Here is a 19077-nt window from a genome sequence, read left to right as displayed (position 1 = left end):
TCCTGTGGGAACAGCACGTGTCTGAAGACTCGCAGGAAGTGGTTTTCTTCCGGAGAGGCTGAAGCCGTGCCCACGGAAAGCATCCGCCCGAAGCAATCCCGGACGGCGGGGCTTACTCATACCTTAGCAGTTAGTTAGAAGTTTATATATATTATATAGTCAATTAATTTGTAATGACTCGATTAGATACATACCAGTTTTGAAATGAGGGCTCAATTAAAAAGTTAACTTATAAAAAGAAACAAAAAATTTTTATAATTTTAGGTAATTTTCTAGTATAATAACATGTATACATATTTATTGGTCAAAGGAGTCTATTATGAAAAAAGCAATCATACTTTTATTGTGTTTTCTATTTGTTTTTTCTGCTTGCAGCAAATCGGAAGAAGACGCGGAATCAGACGATAAGAAGCAAGTGGAAGAAACAGAAGCAGAGACAGAAGAAGCGGAAGAAAAAGAGGAAACTGAATGGTGGCAAACAGAAGTTGAATCATATTCATTAGAAGATCTGCCCCGCGATTTAGACGAGCTGGAACAGGAACTGATTGTGGAACCTGGATTATACAGTGGGGACAAATATGATTTAGCTGCTGCAAAGGAGATGCTCGCTCAATTGCCAGATGATTTGACAGAGGAAGAGCTGGAAGCAGCGCTTTTACGATTAATCCGTGAAGATTATCATAAGGAAGTGGAGACATTTGTAACGTTTGATCCAACGGTTGAGATTAATGTGGATAAACCGGATGAAGACCTGGAGGAACCATCTGATGAGATGGCTACCTCAACATCTCACTTTGCGATTTTATTAGATGCAAGCGGCAGTATGAATAATCAAAGTGATGGCACAACACGCATGGAATTGGCAAAAGAAGCAATTGGCAATTTTATTGATATATTACCAGAGAACAGTACCGTTTCATTGCGCGTTTATGGTCATGAGGGAACAGGAGCAGATGCTGATAAAAAGCTATCATGCAATGCGACAGAGTCCCTATACAATGGGGAAATGAATGAAAAGAAGTTTATGAATGCACTTCAATCAGTCCAGCCGGCTGGATGGACACCAATTGCAAATGCCCTGGAAGCAGTAGAAAAAGATATTCCTGAAAATGCGTCAACTGCTATTGTTTACGTTGTAAGTGATGGGATCGAAACCTGTGATGGAGATCCTATTAAGGCTGCTGAAAAATTAAATCAAAAGGGTGTTCAGCCGATTATTAATATTATAGGTTTCCAGGTTGATGATGAGGCCCAAGAACTATTAGAGCAAGTTGCAAAAGCCGGAAAAGGTGAATTCACATATGCGGGCAATAAGCAGGACTTAGAAGATTATTGGGAAGAAGAATATAACCGGCTGCAAGAGGCATGGGAAGCATGGCAGCAAGAAGGTATGAAACGGGCTGATGAGCTTTCAAAGCAATTGATGGAGCAAGCGGATGAAACAGGTTACGCTATTATGGAGAAATCTGAGCTGGAATTTGACCGGGCAGAGGAACTGATAAACTATTTAACAACTGAACGACAAATCGAAAACGCGGATAATCTGTGGAGTCTATTCTACGATCGTTCGACAACGATTTGGAGCTATGGATACGATAATCAAACAGAAAACTGGGGAGCGGCCTATGAAAATGGAAATGCTGCATGGCGCTATTTTTATGAGACCGGAACAGAGAAATGGACAGAGTATTATAATAAAATGAATTAACACTGCAATCCTTATGGTTTCAGATTAAAAGATTTAGGAAAAGGGAATAATGCATAATGAGGTGAGGGTGATGCCTGTGGAATTAATTGTGAGATTTGCTGTAACCATCATTATATTCATCATCATTATCATTATTTTGAGCAAATTTAGAGCGAAAAAATCCCAAACGAGGGAAGATGATTCGCTGGAAATGATGAAAAAAAGATTGGAAAGCGGAGAAATTACCGAGGATGATTTTGAGGAAGCTAAAAGAAGACGCGGGAAATAAATGAGCGGCAGTGATTATACCTAATCTTAGCCGCTCGTTTTTTTGCCATAATTAACCTTTGAATAAACTGAATTTTGCTTTTGCTGAAATTCTGTCTTTCGTTTCTGGAAGCTGATCAAAATAGCCCATATGGAGAAAACCAACAATTTTTTCGTTAGCATTTACACCAAGGATTTCTTTTACTTTTGGATCATAAATATGTGGGTTCGTCTTCCAGACAACACCAAGCTTCTTTTCCCATGCAAGAAGCCAAAAGTTTTGAATCATGGCAGACATTGCGCCGTAGTTTTCATCCCATTGTTTCGGAATATCCGGCTCATCCATAATGACAACCAAAATAGCGCTTGGCTCATTCAAATAATCTTCTCTGTTTTGCTGTCTTTCCTCAGGATAAGTTGAAGCAATTTTTTTCGCAAAGCTAGGCTTTTGATCGGCATTAACGAAAATAAACCTCCATGGCTGTCTCATGCCGTGGTTTGGTGCCCAAATGGCATCATCTAATAATTCCAGTACTACTTCTTCTGTTACTATTTTATCATTATATCCTTTTTTTATTGCTCGTCTTTCCCGGATAATTTTTGCTAATTCTGATTTTTGCATATATAGCGACCCCTATATTAGTTAATTGATAACTGTTATCATTTAAATTGTATCTGATAAACTAATAAAAAGCAATTGGTTGATTAAAGGACTTTTCCAAGTGATATAAAGAGCTAAGTACGTCTTTTTTTATAACAAAGGTTTATTGTGGTAAAGAGGGAGAAGATATGATGTATTAACAAAACACTGTACTTCAAAGCGTTTTTTATGATATTTAGTAAGTAATGTGCTTTTGGGGTGACAGATATCACAGCCTCCACCAATTAAATAGGTGTATGATAATGGGTAGAGGAGGTTGTATTAATGTCATTTTATGGATTGCTACTATTTATTCATATATTTTCTGCCATATTAGGAATGGGACCAGGTCTTGTGATGGCTGTAATCGTGAATAAGGCAAGCAATATGACGGAGCTTCGCCATGCATTTGTTATCCGTAACCAATTACATATTTATACTATGGTCGGTGGTACATTATTACTCGTAACTGGGATTTGGATGGGTTTCCTTAATCCGTATTTATTTGCACAGGGATGGTATTGGCTCAGTCTCAGTTTGTTTTTGATTGCATTAGCATTTGGACCACTTGTATTATCTCCAAAATCGAAGCCGATAAAAGATCTGTTAAGAACCCATAGGGGAGAAATAATCCCAGAGAGTTATTATTCGTTGGCTGGTAAACTATTCTTTTATGAACATATAACCAATATTATTTTCTTAATCATTATTGCATTAATGATTTTGAAGCCATTTTAAAGAAAGACGCTGTTTATCTCAGATGGGCAGCGTTTTTTTGACTGTACGCATATAGCTGATATACTGGAACGGCCCCTACGAGAAATGCTTATTTTCGTATAACAATTCCGCTTTTTAGACGATGTTTTAAAATAATTTAATCGGTTATTATTGCAAGTAAGTAAGATTTATGATATAGTCGTTGAAATTTTAACTACAATAATTACATCGAAAGGAGAGCGTTCAGATATGAGAAATGTAACATTGGAACATGTTTTCGTTCACCCAATTACACAGAAGTACCTAAAGCGTTCAGGGATTGCCCACGCGATTGCTGTAGCTGAATATGCGTATATGTTTTCAAAACAGTTTGGTGTGAATCCGGACTTAGCGACGAAGGCAGCACTATTACATGATATTGGGCATTACACATGGTATCGAGATGGTGAATGGGATTATGATCTTTACAGAGAGAATGACATTCATGCAATTAAAGGTGCAAGTCGTGCACATAAGCTGCTTATTCGGATAGGCGAAGACCGACAAGCAGCAAAAGAAATAGCAGTTGCAATTCTCCTGCACACTGATTCATATCTGCCAAAGGGCGAGCTCGAACTAAAGCCGCTTCAGCAAGTAGTAGCGATGGCAGATGAAGCAGATGAAGAGAACGGTGGCAAACATCATTATAAAACGATTGAAGACTCGTATGCATTGGAAAGAATTCGTGTGTTAGACGCACAGATTGACCTGGATTTGCACAAAGAAATCTCTTGGATTAGGGAGGTGAAATAAGATTTCCACTATAGCCAGGGACTAATAAAAAATCCTGTTTACAGGAAACAGGATTGCAATTTATTTATTCATTTGCTTCTAAATATTCCTCTAATGTTATTCCTTGTGACATAATCTCCTGAGCAGCTTTTACGCCAACATAACGGAGATGCCATGGTTCGTATTGATATACTGTTATGTCTTCTTTTCCTTCTGGATACCTGATAATAAACCCGTAATCTGCAGCGTTTTCTTTAATCCATTGACCTTCTTTTGTTTCGCCAAATTCGATCACTAAGTCAAAATTGACTCCTGGACTTGTAACATCCATTGTCAGGCCGGATTGATGCTCACTTTCTCCTGGACGAGCGCTGAAGTTATTTGCCGCTTCTTCACCATGTGCATCTACATTTGCTGCAAAGATCGCGTCCTGTCTTTCGTAAGAACGATACCCAGACTGTGCGTAAAGTTCAAGCTCTGATTCCTCTGAAGCTTCAAAAAGCTCTTCCAAGGCTGTGGCTGCCGCTTTCCGCATTTGTTTTTTTGGAAGATCCTCTGCAAATGGGAACGGTACATCCGGGATTACGAGATCTTCTGGTATATAATCATCTGGTAATGCATGTTCTTTATTTATGAGACCAAGTTGATCATATGGATTCGCAATAATTTCTGTTCCCGAATTTGTAAACGCAGGCTCTGCTTTCTGTGGTAGGCCATCACCAGCTTTAATGATATCATTATTTTTAATGAGCTCTTCTAATAGCTGTTTTGTTTCCTCATCATAGATCCCTGAAACGAGTATGTTATCATGTTGTAATTGAAAATCCGTAATTGCCCATGTTGTCGTTTCGTCATACTCACCAGTGGGGTTAAGCTCGTATCCAATTTCATTTAAAGCGAGCTGAAGCTGTTTTACTTCTTCCCCTGAATCTTTTTTTTGCAGTGATTCATCAGGGATTTCGCTGAACTCGTCTGTATCTGTGGGATTAGATTCTGAATGTGCAGGTTTTTCTTCAGGCTCTTTTGAATTGCTATTTGGTTGTTCGGGAGTATTACACGCTGCCGTAATGAATGCTATCATTACAATTTGAAATAGAATCAACATAGGTTTCTTAAACATTAAAATTCTCTCCTTGTGTTTCTGCTGCTAGAGTGCGCCCAAAAAGTCACTACTATTAGTCTATGTGTTTATGACGACAGGCAGAAGTAAAAAAGCTTTATCTATTTTCTCATACATGCTACCCCAAGGGCAATATACGAGGAAAATGCGAATCATTCAGAAAAATTATAGATAGAGAGAATTGCTGCTAAGTTTCTCTAAGGGCTTTTGGAAAAAATCAGACCCAACATGTGGGCCTGATTTTAATACGTCTTATTTAGCAGCAAACAATTTACTGATTTCGATAATGACATGTGATGCCTTCTCCATATTGTCTACTGAAATATATTCAAATTTTCCATGGAAGTTTTCCCCGCCTGTAAAGATGTTTGGCGTAGGCAGTCCCATATAAGAAAGCTGCGAGCCATCTGTTCCACCCCGAACCGGCTCAATAATGGGTTCGATGTTTAAATTTCTCATCGCTTGGTCTGCGATTTCTACAATTTCCTTCACGGGTTCAATTTTTTCGCGCATATTATAGTATTGATCTTTCATTTCTAATTGGACAGCTGACTCCCCATACTGTGCTTTTATTTCATTTACGAATTGCTCTACGGTTGCTTTTCGTGCTTCAAACTTTTCACGATCGTGGTCGCGAATAATGTAGTAAACCTTTGTCTCTTCTACATCCCCATTAACAGAAATAAGATGGTAGAAGCCTTCATAGCCTTCTGTATGTTCTGGGGATTCATCATCTGGAAATTTGTTAATGAAATCGGCAGCTAATTTACCGGAGTTAACCATTTTATTTTTAGCTGTACCCGGATGAACACTATTACCACGGAAAGTTACTTTAGCTGCCGCAGCATTAAAGCTTTCGTATTGTAATTCACCTAACGGACCGCCATCTACCGTATAGGCATATGATGCGTCAAAGCGGGGGACATCGAATTTATGTGGTCCGCGGCCAATTTCTTCATCTGGTGTAAATGCTATACGAATCCGTCCATGCTTGATTTCCGGATGCTGAATTAAATAGTTCATCGCAGTCATAATCTCTGCAATTCCTGCTTTATTGTCTGCACCAAGTAAGGTTGTACCGTCGGTAGTAATTAACGTATGGCCTTTATAGCTTGGTAACTCCGGGAATTCATTTGCCGATAATACAACATTTAATTCCTGATTTAATACGATATCGTCCCCATCAAAGTTTTCTACGATTTGTGGATTGACATTTTCACCTGTAAAATCTGTAGCAGTATCTACATGTGCTAGAAAGCCGATTGTTGGAACATTTTTATCGATGTTGGCAGGGAGGGTAGCCATTAGATAGCCATTCTCATCAATTTCCACGTCTTCCATTCCAATTTCCTTTAATTCATCTGCTAACAGGTTAACAAGCTGAAGCTGGCCTTCTGTAGTCGGTATTGTTGTTGAATCTTCATTTGATTGTGTATCTATTTTTACGTATGTAGTAAAGCGTTTAATGATTTCTTCCTTCATCTGTGATTCGCTCCTTTAATTTCGATTATGTTTATTTTAACATAATAAATAACGGAACTCGAAATAATTAGAAAAAGGAATAAGTGGCTTTTTGTCGAAATAAGTTTAGGATAGGATAGTAACCGAATAGATGCTATATACTTGATAAAATAATACAGTTTTTTGCAAAGCTAGAAATCCAGTTTTGATAATATGAAAACCTATGAGGAGGAGAATCATGAAGCATTTAATTAGTGTCAGTCGTTTAAAAAAACGGTTAGAAAATGGCCAAAATAACACAGTGATTGTTGACGTGCGTTTCCAATTGGATGATCCCGATGCAGGGAGAAAAATGTATTTAAAAGGTCACTTGCCTGGAGCTGTATATATGGATTTAGATAAGGATTTATCAGCTCGCACAGAAAAGCATGGGGGAAATCATCCACTTCCAGATTTAAAAATGTTTGCTGCAAAAGTGGGGAACATCGGGGTCGATAATGATACGACAGTAGTTATTTATGATCAGGGGAATGAGATGTTTGCTGCAAGACTGTGGTGGTTATTGGAATCTATAGGACATGAAAAAGTATATATTTTAGAAGGTGGCTATCATCGCTGGGTAGAGGAAGGCAATGAAGTAACAGGTGAGATACCTTCTTTAAAAGCAAAAGAATTCCAAGCTGTGCTTCAAAGTGAAAACACAGTAAATATGGAAGAAGTGAAAGAAAAAACAGAAACAAATACAGCTGTACTGATCGATTCCAGGGCGCCAGAACGTTACCAGGGAAAGACAGAGCCATTATATCGCAAAGCAGGGCATATACCGGGAGCTGTCAACTATTTCTGGAAAGACTTACTAGCTGATGATGGCACATGGAAAAAAGAAGAGGATCTTGAACAGCATTTCTCTGATCTATCAAAGGATGATGAAATTATTGTATCCTGTGGTTCTGGTGTGTCAGCATGCCCGAATATTTTGGCGCTGAAATCAGCCGGCTTCACGAATGTCAAGCTATATCCGGGGAGTTTCAGCGATTGGATTTCCTATGATGAAAATGAAGTTGAAGCTGATGGATAAACAACGATGTGCGTGGGTGACAACAGACCCGCTTTATATAGAGTATCATGATCATGAATGGGGGAGACCTGTTCATGATGATAGAAAATTATTCGAAATGCTCACGCTGGAAGGTGCGCAAGCAGGGTTAAGCTGGATTACAATATTAAAGCGCAGGGAGCATTACCGGGAAGCATTCGATTATTTTGATGTAAAGAAAGTCAGCATGTACGAGGATGCTAAAATTGCTGAACTTGAGCAAAATGAGGGGGTTATACGTAACAAACGAAAAATAAGATCAGTGATAACAAATGCACGTGCATTTATTAAGGTCCAAGAAGAATTTGGGTCGTTTGATCATTATATTTGGAAATTTGTTGGAGGAACTCCAATCTTAAATAAATGGTTATCGGGTGAAGATGTACCGGCAATAACGACTGAATCCGAAAAAATGAGCAAGGATTTGAAAAAGCGTGGCTTTACATTTGTTGGTCCAACGATTTGCTATGCATTTATGCAAGCAACTGGCATGGTAAACGATCATACAAAGGATTGCTATTTGTATAAGGACGACTAATGTTACGTTATAACTTTTTATGCTGGAAAATTATTTATTGTTAGATCTGCAATCAAAAGCAATAGGCAGACTCGATTTGTGGTCTGCCCTTTTTATAATACTAGAGTTTAAAGCTGGTTAGCTGTTCATTTAATTGTTCTGCAAGACCAGCAAGCTCATCGGCACTATGAGAAACTTCTTCCATAGAACTTGCAGTTTGCTGTGCTGAAGCGGCTGCTTGTTCAACTCCTGCAGCAGACTCTTCTGATACAGAAGCAATTTCTTCAATAAGATGGTTCATGGAATTACTATTTCCAGCTATGTCTTTTAAATTAGCTGAAATAGAACTGATTTTAGTTGCCATTGCAGTAACCGCCTCTTGAATAGTATCAAAACTTAATCTTGTTTCTTCTATATGACTAGACCCGGTCTGTACTTCGTCATAACCAGAAGACAGTGATTCAACAACATGCTTTGTATCGGATTGGATGGCATTCACAATAGAAGTAATTTCTAATACAGATGAAGCTACCTGCTCCGATAACTTTCTAACTTCATCAGCAACAACAGCGAACCCTTTTCCATGCTCGCCAGCCCTGGCGGCTTCAATTGCTGCATTCAATGAAAGTAAGTTGGTCTGATTTGCAATTTCCTTAATAACAGAAACAAGATTTGATATTTCCTTTGACTGTTTATCAAGGTTTTTCACCCGATCAACCGATTCGGAGACAATTGTATTAATCCGTTGCATTTGCTGGACAGATTCATTCATTAATGTTGTGCCATCTGTTGTCAAGGCGAGTATACCTTGTGATGCTACAGCAATTTCCTGACCGCTCTTTTCAGATTGAATAACCGTTTTCACAAATTCATTCATGTTTTCTGCTAAGTCAGATGCCCCATTTGCCTGTGTCTCTGCACCAGAAGAAAGCTCCTCCATCGTTACGGCAATTTGTGTGTTCCCTTCTTTTACTTCATTAGCTGCTTGTGTTAGTTCTTCACTTCGACTTGAAACAGCACCACTAGCGGTTGTTACATTTTGCAGTACTCGCTGCATATTTTCCTTCATCAGATTAACAGATGAAGCTAATTGTCCGATTTCATCTTTTCCATTGTAATTAAGTTTTGCAACAGTTAAATTACCGTTTGCTACCTCTGAAGTAATTTTAACAATTCGCTTTAAGTTTAATGTCACATTTCTGCTTATGAGTGTAAAAATAATAATTCCAGCGACGATAGTAGTTATATTTGCAATGAACAGGATTGCGGTAACATTTTTCATGCTTCCAGCTGCATTTTCCGTTGCTTCCAATTGTTCGGATTTCGTCATCTGAACAAGCCCCTCTACAATCTCTACATTACCTGTTCGAAATCTGTATGTCGTCTCGCGTAATGTATTAGCAAGCGTAGCCTGATCGTTTTCCATATATGTAACCATTTTATCTGTAAATGTAGAGTTAATCGCTGCATCAGATATAATAAGCTCCTGATACATGGAACGTTGTTCATCATTTGCCAGCATCGGTTCAAGTTGTTCGACAATTGCATTAAACTGGCTTTGGTAGTTTTCAAAAGCCTCTATGTAAACTGCATTTCTTGTTAGCAGGTAGTCAGCTATTTGAACATCTTTAGCTTGAATGATAGATGATAGCTCTGTTAGTGTATTCACACGGTCAATATATTCATTAGCTGATTCTACGTCTCTCTGTCCTTGTTCCAATTGGAAGTAGACTAAAAGACTTGAACATGTAAATAATAGGATTGTTGCTATAAATGCATATAAATATTTTTTGCCAATCTTAATATTATGAATGAAAAATATCCGCTGTCTTCCAGTTTTTTTGGCTGAATTCTGCTTTTTTGTTCGTTGATTCTTTTTCATTTGCATTCTATCTCCCCCTTAAGCTCCGTTTAGTATATCGGATAATAGGTCAAAAGTATGAAGGGAATTATTTAAAAATTTTTACAAGGGTGAAAAAAATCTAATTCACCGAAATGCTGAGTTCAGAATAATGGTTAATTTATCGTTGGTTAGGTAAAATAGTTTTTGTATACTGATGGAAGGGAAGATGAGAAATGCAACATGTAACGTTGAATAATGGTATACAAATGCCACAGTTAGGTTATGGTGTTTGGAAGGTTCCAGACGAAGAGGTGTCAATTCCGGTTGACCAAGCATTACAAGCTGGATACCGCTCGATTGATACAGCTAAAATATATGGAAACGAATCTGGCGTTGGAAAAGCAATTGCAAATAGCGGTATTGCCCGAGAAGAGCTTTTTATTACCACGAAAGTATGGAATAGTGATCAAGGTTATGAAAACACATTAAATGCATTTGACGCAAGCTTAGGAAGATTAGGACTTGAATATGTTGATCTTTATCTCATTCATTGGCCAACACCGAAATTTGACCAATATGTTGAAACATATCAGGCATTAGAAAAGCTATACAAAGACGGTCGGGTAAGAGCGATTGGTGTTTGTAATTTTGATATCGAGCATTTGGAACGAATTTTAGAAGTGTGTGAAATAGTACCAGCAATCAATCAAGTGGAATGTCATCCATATCTACAGCAGAAGGAGTTACGTGCTTATTGTAAGGAACATGGAATTCATGTTGAAGCATACAGCCCGCTGATGAATGGAAAAGATGTGCTGGAAAACGACCTTATACAAGAGATAGCGAAACAAAAGGGAAAAACAGCTGCACAAATTATTCTGCGCTGGCATTTACAATCGGATATGGTTGTGATTCCCAAAACCGTTACACCATCAAGAATGAAAGAGAATTTGGATGTATTTGATTTTGAATTAAGCAATGAAGAAATGGAAAAAATCGCATCGCTGGATAAAGGGATCCGTAGTAACGCTGTTCCAAATGAGATGAATAAACGATAAAGAAGTAGATCGACGTGGCAGAAGCTGCGTCGATTTCTTCTGTATAAAGGCGTGGATTGATATCGTCATTAATTGTGGCATGTATGTATTTGTAGTAATATAAAGTTTAATAAAGTTCATCCATTTTGAAAGGAGTGATGTTTTATGATTTACACGCTAAAGAAACAATATCAGAAAACAAGTATCAAAATGGAGGAACGGTCGGTATAAAATGACTTTTCCTCCAGACAATTAGGAGGAAAATTAAAATTGGATCAACTTCATAAACTTGGTTGGGATCAGTCCAGCCAATTAAATAGTCCTGAAAATATAGCTCGTGTAATTACGGTACAAAAAAATAGCTATCGCATTTCTGATGGAAAAATGGAGTATATGGCCCATCTAAGCGGGAAGCTGTTGAATGAAACCAATGATACACTGGATTATCCTGCGGTTGGTGATTGGGTTGAAGTCCAGAAACTTGAAGAAGAGAAAAAAGCTGTTATCAGAAAGGTTTTACCACGTATAAGCCAATTTGTGAGACAGGCAGCGGGTTTGAAAACTGAAGCACAAATTGTGGCAGCGAATATGGACACTGTTTTTATTGTTAATTCATTAAATCACGATTTGAATGTTAGGAGAGTAGAACGCTATATTTTAGCAACTTATGACAGTGGAGCAACACCAGTTATTGTACTGACTAAAAAAGATGCTTGTTCACAGGATGAGATGGAAGCTGCTATAACAGCAGTAGAGGAAGTTGCGATAGGCATACCTATTATTGCAGTAAGCAGTGTTACAAAAGAAGGTGTTTCCGAATTAATGGAATATTTGCCAGCTGGCAGCACGGTTGCATTATTAGGGTCTTCTGGAGTTGGCAAATCGACATTAGTAAACATATTGCTAGGAAAAGAAGTCCAGGCTACCACAGGGATTCGCGAATCGGATAGCAGGGGCCGCCATACAACAACACATCGGGAAATGTTTAGTCTGCCAAATGGAGCATTGTTAATTGATACGCCAGGCATGAGGGAGCTGCAATTATGGGATGGCGAATCAGTGATTGATACAACATTTCAAGATGTTGAAGAGCTTGCTTTTGAATGCCGGTTTACGGATTGCAAACACGATACAGAACCAGGTTGCCGTGTTCAGGATGCTTTAGTGAATGGCGAACTATCTGAAGCGCGTTTTGAAAGCTATTTAAAACTGCAGCGTGAGCTTGCTTATGAGAAAAGAAAACAAAATCAGAAGGCAAAACAGGATGAGAAAAGCAGATGGAAGCATATTTCAAAATCCCAAAAGGTGTATTATAAACATCATAAAAAGCGATAAGAAAAGCACCTTTCTTAATTTTAAGAAAGGTGCTTTTGTATATGAGGAGTTATCGCTATTTACAAACTCAGAAGGCGTCTATTTAGTTGAATACACGCGCTACAGCTTTCTCAAAGCATTGGAAATAATCAGGAACCACCTCGTTATTTAATCCGGCGTACATATTGGAAGCAATCGATTTGTTATACCATCCTTGCTTTTCTCTGCCAGCATTAAACTTTTCCCAGACAGCTTCACCTTGATCCTTCAAGTCTTTTTCTAAACCAAGCAGGTTATCAAGTTTATCTGCTACAACTAAATATTTCACCTCCGGATCAGCGTTTTTTATCATATCGATTGTGTGTTGTTTACGCTCTTGCCAAGATTTTGATTTATCTTCCGTGTGTGCTGCAACGAGACGAGCTATTTCGGGACCAAATTCGCGTTCAATATCCTCCAGTTCTACCAGTGTATCTTCTACAACATCATGCAGATATCCGGCACAAACTAACTCCTCCCGAAATCCAGCCGCCTCTAACCGTTCAGCAACACGAACAGGATGGGTAATATAGGGGGCATCCGAGTTCTTTCGTTTTTGTCCTTCATGTGCTTTTGCTGCGAATTGTTTAGCCTTCTTCTTCAATGTGATTGCCTCCCTGTCAGGATACGGTTTGTTTCTTTTAATATAACATATAATAAAAATAGAATACGGATATTAAAAAAACATATTGTGTCCTGTCAATTATACCTATTGAAATGATAAGCGTCACTTCGCTTTCTTTTCACCAAGGAAACAAGTAAACTAGAAGGTAACGTTAATTTAAATTTTGCGGGGGTACTTCACATGGAACAAGGAATCAATCAACGTAAGACTGAACATATTCGTCTTTGTCTAACTGGAAATGTTGAAGGAGTTAATAAGTCAACTGGTCTCGAAGGAATCAGTTTTATACATAACGCGTTGCCGGAAATAAACTTTGCTGATATTGCACTGGATACGAGCTTTCTTGAAAAGGACCTCAAAGCACCATTTTTAGTCAGCTCCATGACAGGTGGTTCAGAGCTTGCAACGACGATTAATCAGAATCTCGCGATAGCTGCTGAAGAGAAACGCTGGGCATTTGCGATTGGTTCAACACGAGCTTTCTTAGAGAGTGATGCACATAAGGAATCCTTTTTAATCCGTGAGCAAGCTCCATCGATTCCAATCATTGCCAATATCGGAGCAGTTCAATTTAATTATGGCTATGGAGCGGATGAATGTCAGCGAATTATTGATAAAACTGGTGCAGATTCAATTGTACTGCATTTAAACAGCTTACAGGAAGCAGTTCAGGATGGCGGAGATTTAAACTTTGAATCCCTTCTTCCAAAAATTGAGCAGGTTTGCAAAATTTTAGATAAACCTGTAGGAGTAAAAGAAGTTGGTTTTGGGATTGATGGTACAGTCGCTCAACAATTATATAATGCAGGGATTTCATATATTGATGTTGCTGGTGCAGGCGGCACGTCCTGGAGCCAGGTGGAAAAATTACGTTCTCGTGATCCGCTACGCAAAGCGGCTGCAGAGGCATTTAATAATTGGGGCATACCTACAAAAGATTGTATTGTCTCAGTTCGTAGCAAGCTTCCTGAAGTTCCATTAGTTGCCAGTGGGGGGATGAAAACAGGGGTCGATGCCGCGAAGGCTATTACAATTGGTGCAGATGTGATTGGCTTTGCACGTCATTTGCTGCAGGCAGCAACAGAATCTCCGGAAGCAGTAATTGAAGCAATGGAGCAAATTGAACTCGAATTAAAAATGACAATGTTTGGCATTGGAGTAAAAAACTTAACGGAGTTAAAAAATACAAAACGCGTCAGTATTATGGGCCAGTCTTTATTAGAAGAAAACAGCTGAATGATAGCTGTTTTTTTCTTGTTTACATTTAAATAACAGTCAATGAATGACTCACACCTCATGTTTTTATAACAGATAATAAGGGAATCGTTATGAAAACTTAAGGGAGTGATTAGAGTGCCTTGGACACTAGGTGATTACCCTTCTTCTATGAAAAATTTGAATGAGGTTACAAGAAAGAAAGCAATTGATATTGCCAACTCTATGGTGGATGAGGGCTATCCAGATGACCGTGCAATCCCAATAGCTATTACACAAGCAAAGGAATGGCGTGAAAATGCCGAAAAAGAAGAGGTTGAAGACTATAAACGGCATGGTAAACCGACGGAGAGGTCAAAAGAAGGTAAAAAATATGACAGTAATCCAGAGCGATTGGAAGAAGGAGAGCAGGTTATAGCGCATGAAGACGGATGGGCAGTGCAATCAAGCGGTGCAAATCGTGCTAGTAAGGTTTTTGATAACAAAGACGAGGCAGTTAAACGAGCCAAGGAAATTGCTCAAAATAAGGGCACTTCATTAACAATTTATAAACAGGACGGTACTGTTCAAGATAAAAAGACGTTTCATAAATAAGACTTTCAAATAGAAAAGTGCAATAACAAAGGCTGCCCAAATAGGCAGCCTTTGTTTATTATCATCAGGAAAATATTTTTATCAGCAATCGTAAAACCTAATCAAATGAAACCGGCTGCTAATGACTCTGTACAACACTTCAGGTCTTCAATGAACATCATAAAATCAAGCACATTAGTTTTAGATCGTATGCTACTATGGTAAACTATTTTACAGGAAAGCGAGGTGCTAAAAATGAAAATCGAAGTATGGTCCGATTTTGTTTGCCCGTTTTGCTATATCGGAAAACGCAGGCTAGAACACGCAATGGAAAAATTCCCGCATAAAAATAAGATTACAATAGAATATAAAAGCTATCAGCTGGATCCAACAGCCGAGCATATACCAGGAAAAAATTTCTATGAAACATTTTCTGAATTAAAAGGGATTCCTATTGAGCAAGTTAAAACAATGAATCAGCAGGTTGGCCAACAAGCTGCCATTGTAGGATTAAATTATAATTTTGATGATATGAAATATGCAAATACGTTTGATGCCCATCGAGTAGCTAAATATGCTGAAGAGAAGGGAAAAGGAAAAGAAGTTACCGAGCGTTTCCTTCACGCATATTTTACCGAATCTGAGCTGTTAAGCGATCATGATACACTGGTTAAGCTTGCGGCTGAGGCAGGTTTGAATAAAGAAGAAACGGAAAACATTTTGCATTCAGATAAATATCGAAATAAAGTGAATGAGGATATTGATGTTGCACGTCAAATCGGGGTGCAGGGTGTTCCGTTCTTTGTGTTTAATGAGAAATATGCTGTCTCTGGAGCCCAGTCTTCCGAAGTATTCGAAGAGGTGCTTAACAAGGTTTGGGAAGAAGAAAAAGAGAAGCCGGTTCTTCAATCGCTAAATCCAAAGAAGTCTGAAACGTCGTATTGTACGGATGAAGGATGCAATCAATAAGGGAGCGTGAAAATGACGACCCCGTTCTTTTTATCCTTCTTTTGAATACGAGCTAACAAGAATAAAAAATGAAAAGCATGTTGCAATGAACTGCCCTCAATTGTTAGACACACTCTAACAATCGGGGGCAGTTTTTTATTATTTATCCGTAATGTCGATAAATTCGAAAACCTTCAAGTTCGTAGGATTTTATTCAGGTATTCTAATTACCAAAAAACTTTTTAATATCATCCACGGAATAAAAAAATATCATAATACTGTTGGCATCATAACCATTCTTTGTGAATTGTTGACGATTGATGAGAAAGGTGAAAGCTAAGTTTACGGTAGATGTTGCTTAACGCGGCATAGCCAAAGTTGAAATAAATTTATTATTCTGAGCTGGATTATAGATAGAAACATTGATTTTAAAATGCGTGTCATCTATAATATAATTAATAATGATAATCATTATTAATTATATTATTAGCTCCGTCTAGTAATGAAACGCAGCACTAATGTTGTTCAATAATGAAATATCTCTACAAAAATGTACATGGGAGCTGCTGGTAACTTCTTTCCAAATACGGGTAGTAGGGAGATGAAACTTCACAGATGAAGAGAGTCACCTTTCAATGGAAGCTGATTCTTAGAAAAATACTTGGACAACGTTATGAAAATTTCTTGTGCTACATGTCTTAATTTAAATATAACATACAATACCTTCAGTAAATATTACTGGTGATAATTATCTCATTTATTTAATACTTAAAGAAAGCAGGGCTACGACATGATCGAAATAAAAGGTTTGACAAAGAAGTATGGAAATAAATCTATCGTAAAAGATGTATCGGTTCAAATTAAACCTAACAAAATTACGTCGTTTATTGGACCAAACGGTGCAGGGAAATCAACGCTACTTTCTATGGTAAGCCGATTGCTTGATGCAGATACTGGAGATGTATTACTAGACAAAAACAATATAAAAAATATGAAATCGAATGAATTCGCTAAGCGTATTGCCATTTTAAGACAAGCGAATTTTTTAAATGTGAAACTAACCATTAGACAATTGGTATCGTTTGGTCGATATCCTTACTCGAAAGGTCGTCTAAATGCTGAGGATAATCGAATCGTCGACCAGGCAATTGAATATCTGAATTTAACAGATATTCAACATAAATTCTTAGATGAACTGTCTGGCGGTCAAAAGCAACGTGCATTTATTTCTATGGTTATTGCCCAAGACACAGAATATATTTTACTGGATGAGCCATTAAATAATTTGGATATGAAGCATTCTGTACAAATCATGAAAATATTACGGAAGCTTGTCGATGAGCTAGGTAAAACAGTTGTGATTGTATTGCATGATATTAACTTTGCTTCTGTTTATTCAGATCACATTGTAGCTTTAAGAGATGGACGTCTCGTGAAAGATGGCCCAACACACGAAATTATTAATTCAGAGTCATTAAACGAAGTCTATGATATGCACATTCCAGTTCATATGCAAAACGGTTGTCGTTTTTGCGTATACTTTGACTCTCATATCGTTTAAAAGAAGTTAACAAATACAATCCAGATGCCAAGTTGTCCAAATCACATTCATTCTCAATGCATACATCTAGGGGAAAATATTCTGTACGGCAATTTAACTTGATGCTGGTACAGCTAGCAGAAACGTTAAATCTTCATGCGTGCTTCAATCATAGGGAGCACGTATGTTTATGGTGTGGAACATAGTTTTCAATCAATTCGTTGGAACTTTCCAAGAAGCTTGTGTATAAGCTGTTTCTTTCATTGTTTAAGTAACTATTCTCATATGAATCATTTTAGCATGACATCTGCAATTGAGAACGGAATGGGATTTTTAAACTGATGATTATACACAGTGCAAGATATAAGTTTAAATAATGAAAGCTTTCAAAACACAGTTGACAACGCCTTTTGATTTGGTATACTTTAAATGGAGTTATTGAGATTGATTATCAATATCAATGTTTCGTATTGTAGCTGTGCACTATAGTAAAATAGAAATAATTAATATTTAAATCATGCACTGAAATATAACATAGATATTAATTTCATCAATTCAATAGTCTGCTGGTCTATAAAACTTACATAAGGGAAGAGGTAGAAGAAATGAGAAAGTCTAATTTTAAATCGGCATTTATTATAGCAATTTTCGCAATTTTCGCTTTGATGTTGGCAGCCTGCTCAGATTCAGGCAATGAAACGGATGAAACTGATGAGCAAGTAAATGATTCTGCTGAGAAAGAGGATTCTGCTGAAGATGCAACGGTCGAAATTAAGGATGCTCATGGAACAGTTACAGTTCCAGTAAATCCAAAGAATGTTGTTGCTTTAGATAATAGAACTTTTGAAACATTATCTGATTGGGGAATTGAATTATCTGCTGCTCCAAAGGATGTAATGCCTGCAGATTCACCATATGTAGATGATGAGTCAGTTCAAAATATTGGAAATCACCGTGAACCAAACCTTGAAGTTATAGCAGCTGTAGACCCTGAAGTTGTAATTGTCGGTCAGAGATTTGCTAGCTATTATGAAGATATAAAAGAAATAGTACCAAATGCAGCTGTTATCGATCTTAATATTGATGTTTCCGAGGAAGCTAATACACCTGGAGAAAACTTAGTAAATGGATTTAAAGATTCTACGCTCTCTTTGGGGCAAATTTTTGATAAAAATGAAGAGGCTGAACAATTGGTAGCTGATTTTGATCAGGCTATTGAAGAAGCTAAGTCTGCATATAACGGGACAGATACAGTCATGAGTGTTATAGTATCTGGTGGAGACATTGCTTTTTCAGCTCCTCATTCCGGTCGTGTTTGGGGACCATTGTATGATATTTTCGAATGGACTCCAGCATTAGAAATTGACCAAGCTTCTTCAGATCACCAGGGTGATGATATTTCTGTTGAAGCTATTGCACAAACAAATCCAGATTGGATTTTTGTACTAGATCGTGATGCTGCGGTATCATCATCCACAGATGCAGTCCCTGCTCAGGATGTTATTGATAATTCACCTGCCCTTCAAAACACAACTGCCGTTTCTGAAGGACAGTTAGTTTATGCACCGGCAGACACGTATACAAATGAATCAATACAAACTTTTATAAAGTTATTTGAAGATCTTGCAAATACTTTTGCTGAGTAGTATAGAGGAGTATAACTATAG

18 protein-coding genes are annotated in these 19077 nt (G+C 37.8%); 13 read left to right on the top strand and 5 right to left on the bottom strand.

From position 1 onward, the window contains the following. Window positions 1-319 precede the first annotated feature (319 nt). Both NSQ77_RS07515 and NSQ77_RS07510 read left to right on the top strand, forming a co-directional pair. On the top strand, window positions 320-1708 hold the full coding sequence (locus tag NSQ77_RS07515) for a VWA domain-containing protein (RefSeq protein WP_339230007.1): 1389 nt from the start codon (window positions 320-322) through the stop codon (window positions 1706-1708). A 76-nt stretch (window positions 1709-1784) separates the two neighbouring features. After that, window positions 1785-1976, top strand: coding sequence for an SHOCT domain-containing protein (locus NSQ77_RS07510; RefSeq protein ID WP_339230005.1), 192 nt, complete (start codon window positions 1785-1787; stop codon window positions 1974-1976). 51 nt (window positions 1977-2027) lie between these two features. Here NSQ77_RS07510 and NSQ77_RS07505 read toward each other — a convergent pair whose 3' ends face one another. Continuing rightward, entirely contained in the window at window positions 2028-2576 is a 549-nt protein-coding gene (locus tag NSQ77_RS07505; RefSeq protein WP_339230003.1) for a nitroreductase, read from the bottom strand. A gap of 303 nt (window positions 2577-2879) precedes the next feature. Here NSQ77_RS07505 and NSQ77_RS07500 point away from each other — a divergent pair, with 303 nt between their 5' ends. Both NSQ77_RS07500 and NSQ77_RS07495 read left to right on the top strand, forming a co-directional pair. Next, window positions 2880-3332 (top strand): DUF2269 domain-containing protein, encoded by a 453-nt coding sequence (locus NSQ77_RS07500; protein WP_339230002.1) that lies wholly within the window; start codon window positions 2880-2882, stop codon window positions 3330-3332. 228 nt (window positions 3333-3560) lie between these two features. Further along, a complete protein-coding gene (locus tag NSQ77_RS07495) occupies window positions 3561-4103 on the top strand; it encodes an HD domain-containing protein (protein ID WP_339230000.1) in 543 nt (180 codons plus the stop codon). A 64-nt stretch (window positions 4104-4167) separates the two neighbouring features. Here NSQ77_RS07495 and NSQ77_RS07490 read toward each other — a convergent pair whose 3' ends face one another. Next, window positions 4168-5202 (bottom strand): D-alanyl-D-alanine carboxypeptidase family protein, encoded by a 1035-nt coding sequence (locus tag NSQ77_RS07490; protein WP_339229998.1) that lies wholly within the window; start codon window positions 5200-5202, stop codon window positions 4168-4170. A 252-nt stretch (window positions 5203-5454) separates the two neighbouring features. Continuing rightward, complete coding sequence (gene pepT, locus NSQ77_RS07485) at window positions 5455-6684, bottom strand: peptidase T (RefSeq protein WP_339229997.1); 1230 nt, start codon at window positions 6682-6684, stop codon at window positions 5455-5457. A gap of 217 nt (window positions 6685-6901) precedes the next feature. Between pepT and NSQ77_RS07480 the strand changes: the two genes are divergently transcribed. Continuing rightward, window positions 6902-7741: a sulfurtransferase gene (locus tag NSQ77_RS07480; RefSeq protein ID WP_339229995.1), complete on the top strand. Its 840-nt coding sequence runs from the start codon at window positions 6902-6904 to the stop codon at window positions 7739-7741. Beyond that, entirely contained in the window at window positions 7713-8297 is a 585-nt protein-coding gene (locus NSQ77_RS07475) for a DNA-3-methyladenine glycosylase I (protein WP_339229994.1), read from the top strand. Before NSQ77_RS07480 ends, NSQ77_RS07475 begins: the two co-directional genes overlap by 29 nt. 100 nt (window positions 8298-8397) lie before the next feature. Here NSQ77_RS07475 and NSQ77_RS07470 read toward each other — a convergent pair whose 3' ends face one another. After that, entirely contained in the window at window positions 8398-10164 is a 1767-nt protein-coding gene (locus tag NSQ77_RS07470) for a methyl-accepting chemotaxis protein (protein WP_339229993.1), read from the bottom strand. A 188-nt stretch (window positions 10165-10352) separates the two neighbouring features. Here NSQ77_RS07470 and NSQ77_RS07465 point away from each other — a divergent pair, with 188 nt between their 5' ends. Together NSQ77_RS07465 and rsgA are read left to right on the top strand one after the other, a co-directional pair. Continuing rightward, window positions 10353-11177 carry an aldo/keto reductase gene (locus NSQ77_RS07465; protein ID WP_339229991.1) on the top strand — a complete coding sequence of 275 codons (825 nt, stop codon included), beginning with the start codon at window positions 10353-10355 and terminating at the stop codon, window positions 11175-11177. Window positions 11178-11426: 249 nt separating this feature from the next. Further along, window positions 11427-12491: a ribosome small subunit-dependent GTPase A gene (rsgA, locus tag NSQ77_RS07460; RefSeq protein WP_339229990.1), complete on the top strand. Its 1065-nt coding sequence runs from the start codon at window positions 11427-11429 to the stop codon at window positions 12489-12491. 82 nt (window positions 12492-12573) lie between these two features. On the opposite strand, the gene NSQ77_RS07455 is transcribed toward rsgA, so the two are convergent. Then, the gene (locus NSQ77_RS07455; RefSeq protein ID WP_339229988.1) at window positions 12574-13113 is read right to left on the bottom strand and encodes an HD domain-containing protein; all 540 of its coding nucleotides are present in this window, start codon (window positions 13111-13113) and stop codon (window positions 12574-12576) included. 201 nt (window positions 13114-13314) lie between these two features. Here NSQ77_RS07455 and fni point away from each other — a divergent pair, with 201 nt between their 5' ends. From fni to NSQ77_RS07430, 5 genes are all read left to right on the top strand, one after another. Then, complete coding sequence (gene fni, locus NSQ77_RS07450) at window positions 13315-14370, top strand: type 2 isopentenyl-diphosphate Delta-isomerase (protein WP_339229986.1); 1056 nt, start codon at window positions 13315-13317, stop codon at window positions 14368-14370. A 117-nt stretch (window positions 14371-14487) separates the two neighbouring features. After that, window positions 14488-14943, top strand: a complete 456-nt coding sequence (locus NSQ77_RS07445; protein ID WP_339229984.1) for a DUF2188 domain-containing protein — start codon at window positions 14488-14490, stop codon at window positions 14941-14943. A 234-nt stretch (window positions 14944-15177) separates the two neighbouring features. After that, complete coding sequence (locus NSQ77_RS07440; protein WP_339229982.1) at window positions 15178-15891, top strand: DsbA family oxidoreductase; 714 nt, start codon at window positions 15178-15180, stop codon at window positions 15889-15891. Between the two features lie 769 nt (window positions 15892-16660). Next, window positions 16661-17431, top strand: a complete 771-nt coding sequence (locus tag NSQ77_RS07435) for an ATP-binding cassette domain-containing protein (protein WP_339229980.1) — start codon at window positions 16661-16663, stop codon at window positions 17429-17431. A 584-nt stretch (window positions 17432-18015) separates the two neighbouring features. Beyond that, window positions 18016-19056, top strand: coding sequence for a siderophore ABC transporter substrate-binding protein (locus NSQ77_RS07430; protein WP_339229978.1), 1041 nt, complete (start codon window positions 18016-18018; stop codon window positions 19054-19056). Window positions 19057-19077 lie beyond the last annotated feature (21 nt).

It is taken from the genome of Oceanobacillus sp. FSL K6-2867 (assembly GCF_037963145.1).
In the GTDB taxonomy this organism is placed as follows: Bacteria; Bacillota; Bacilli; order Bacillales; family Amphibacillaceae; genus Oceanobacillus.
This window is presented reverse-complemented; position numbering and strand designations above follow the sequence as displayed.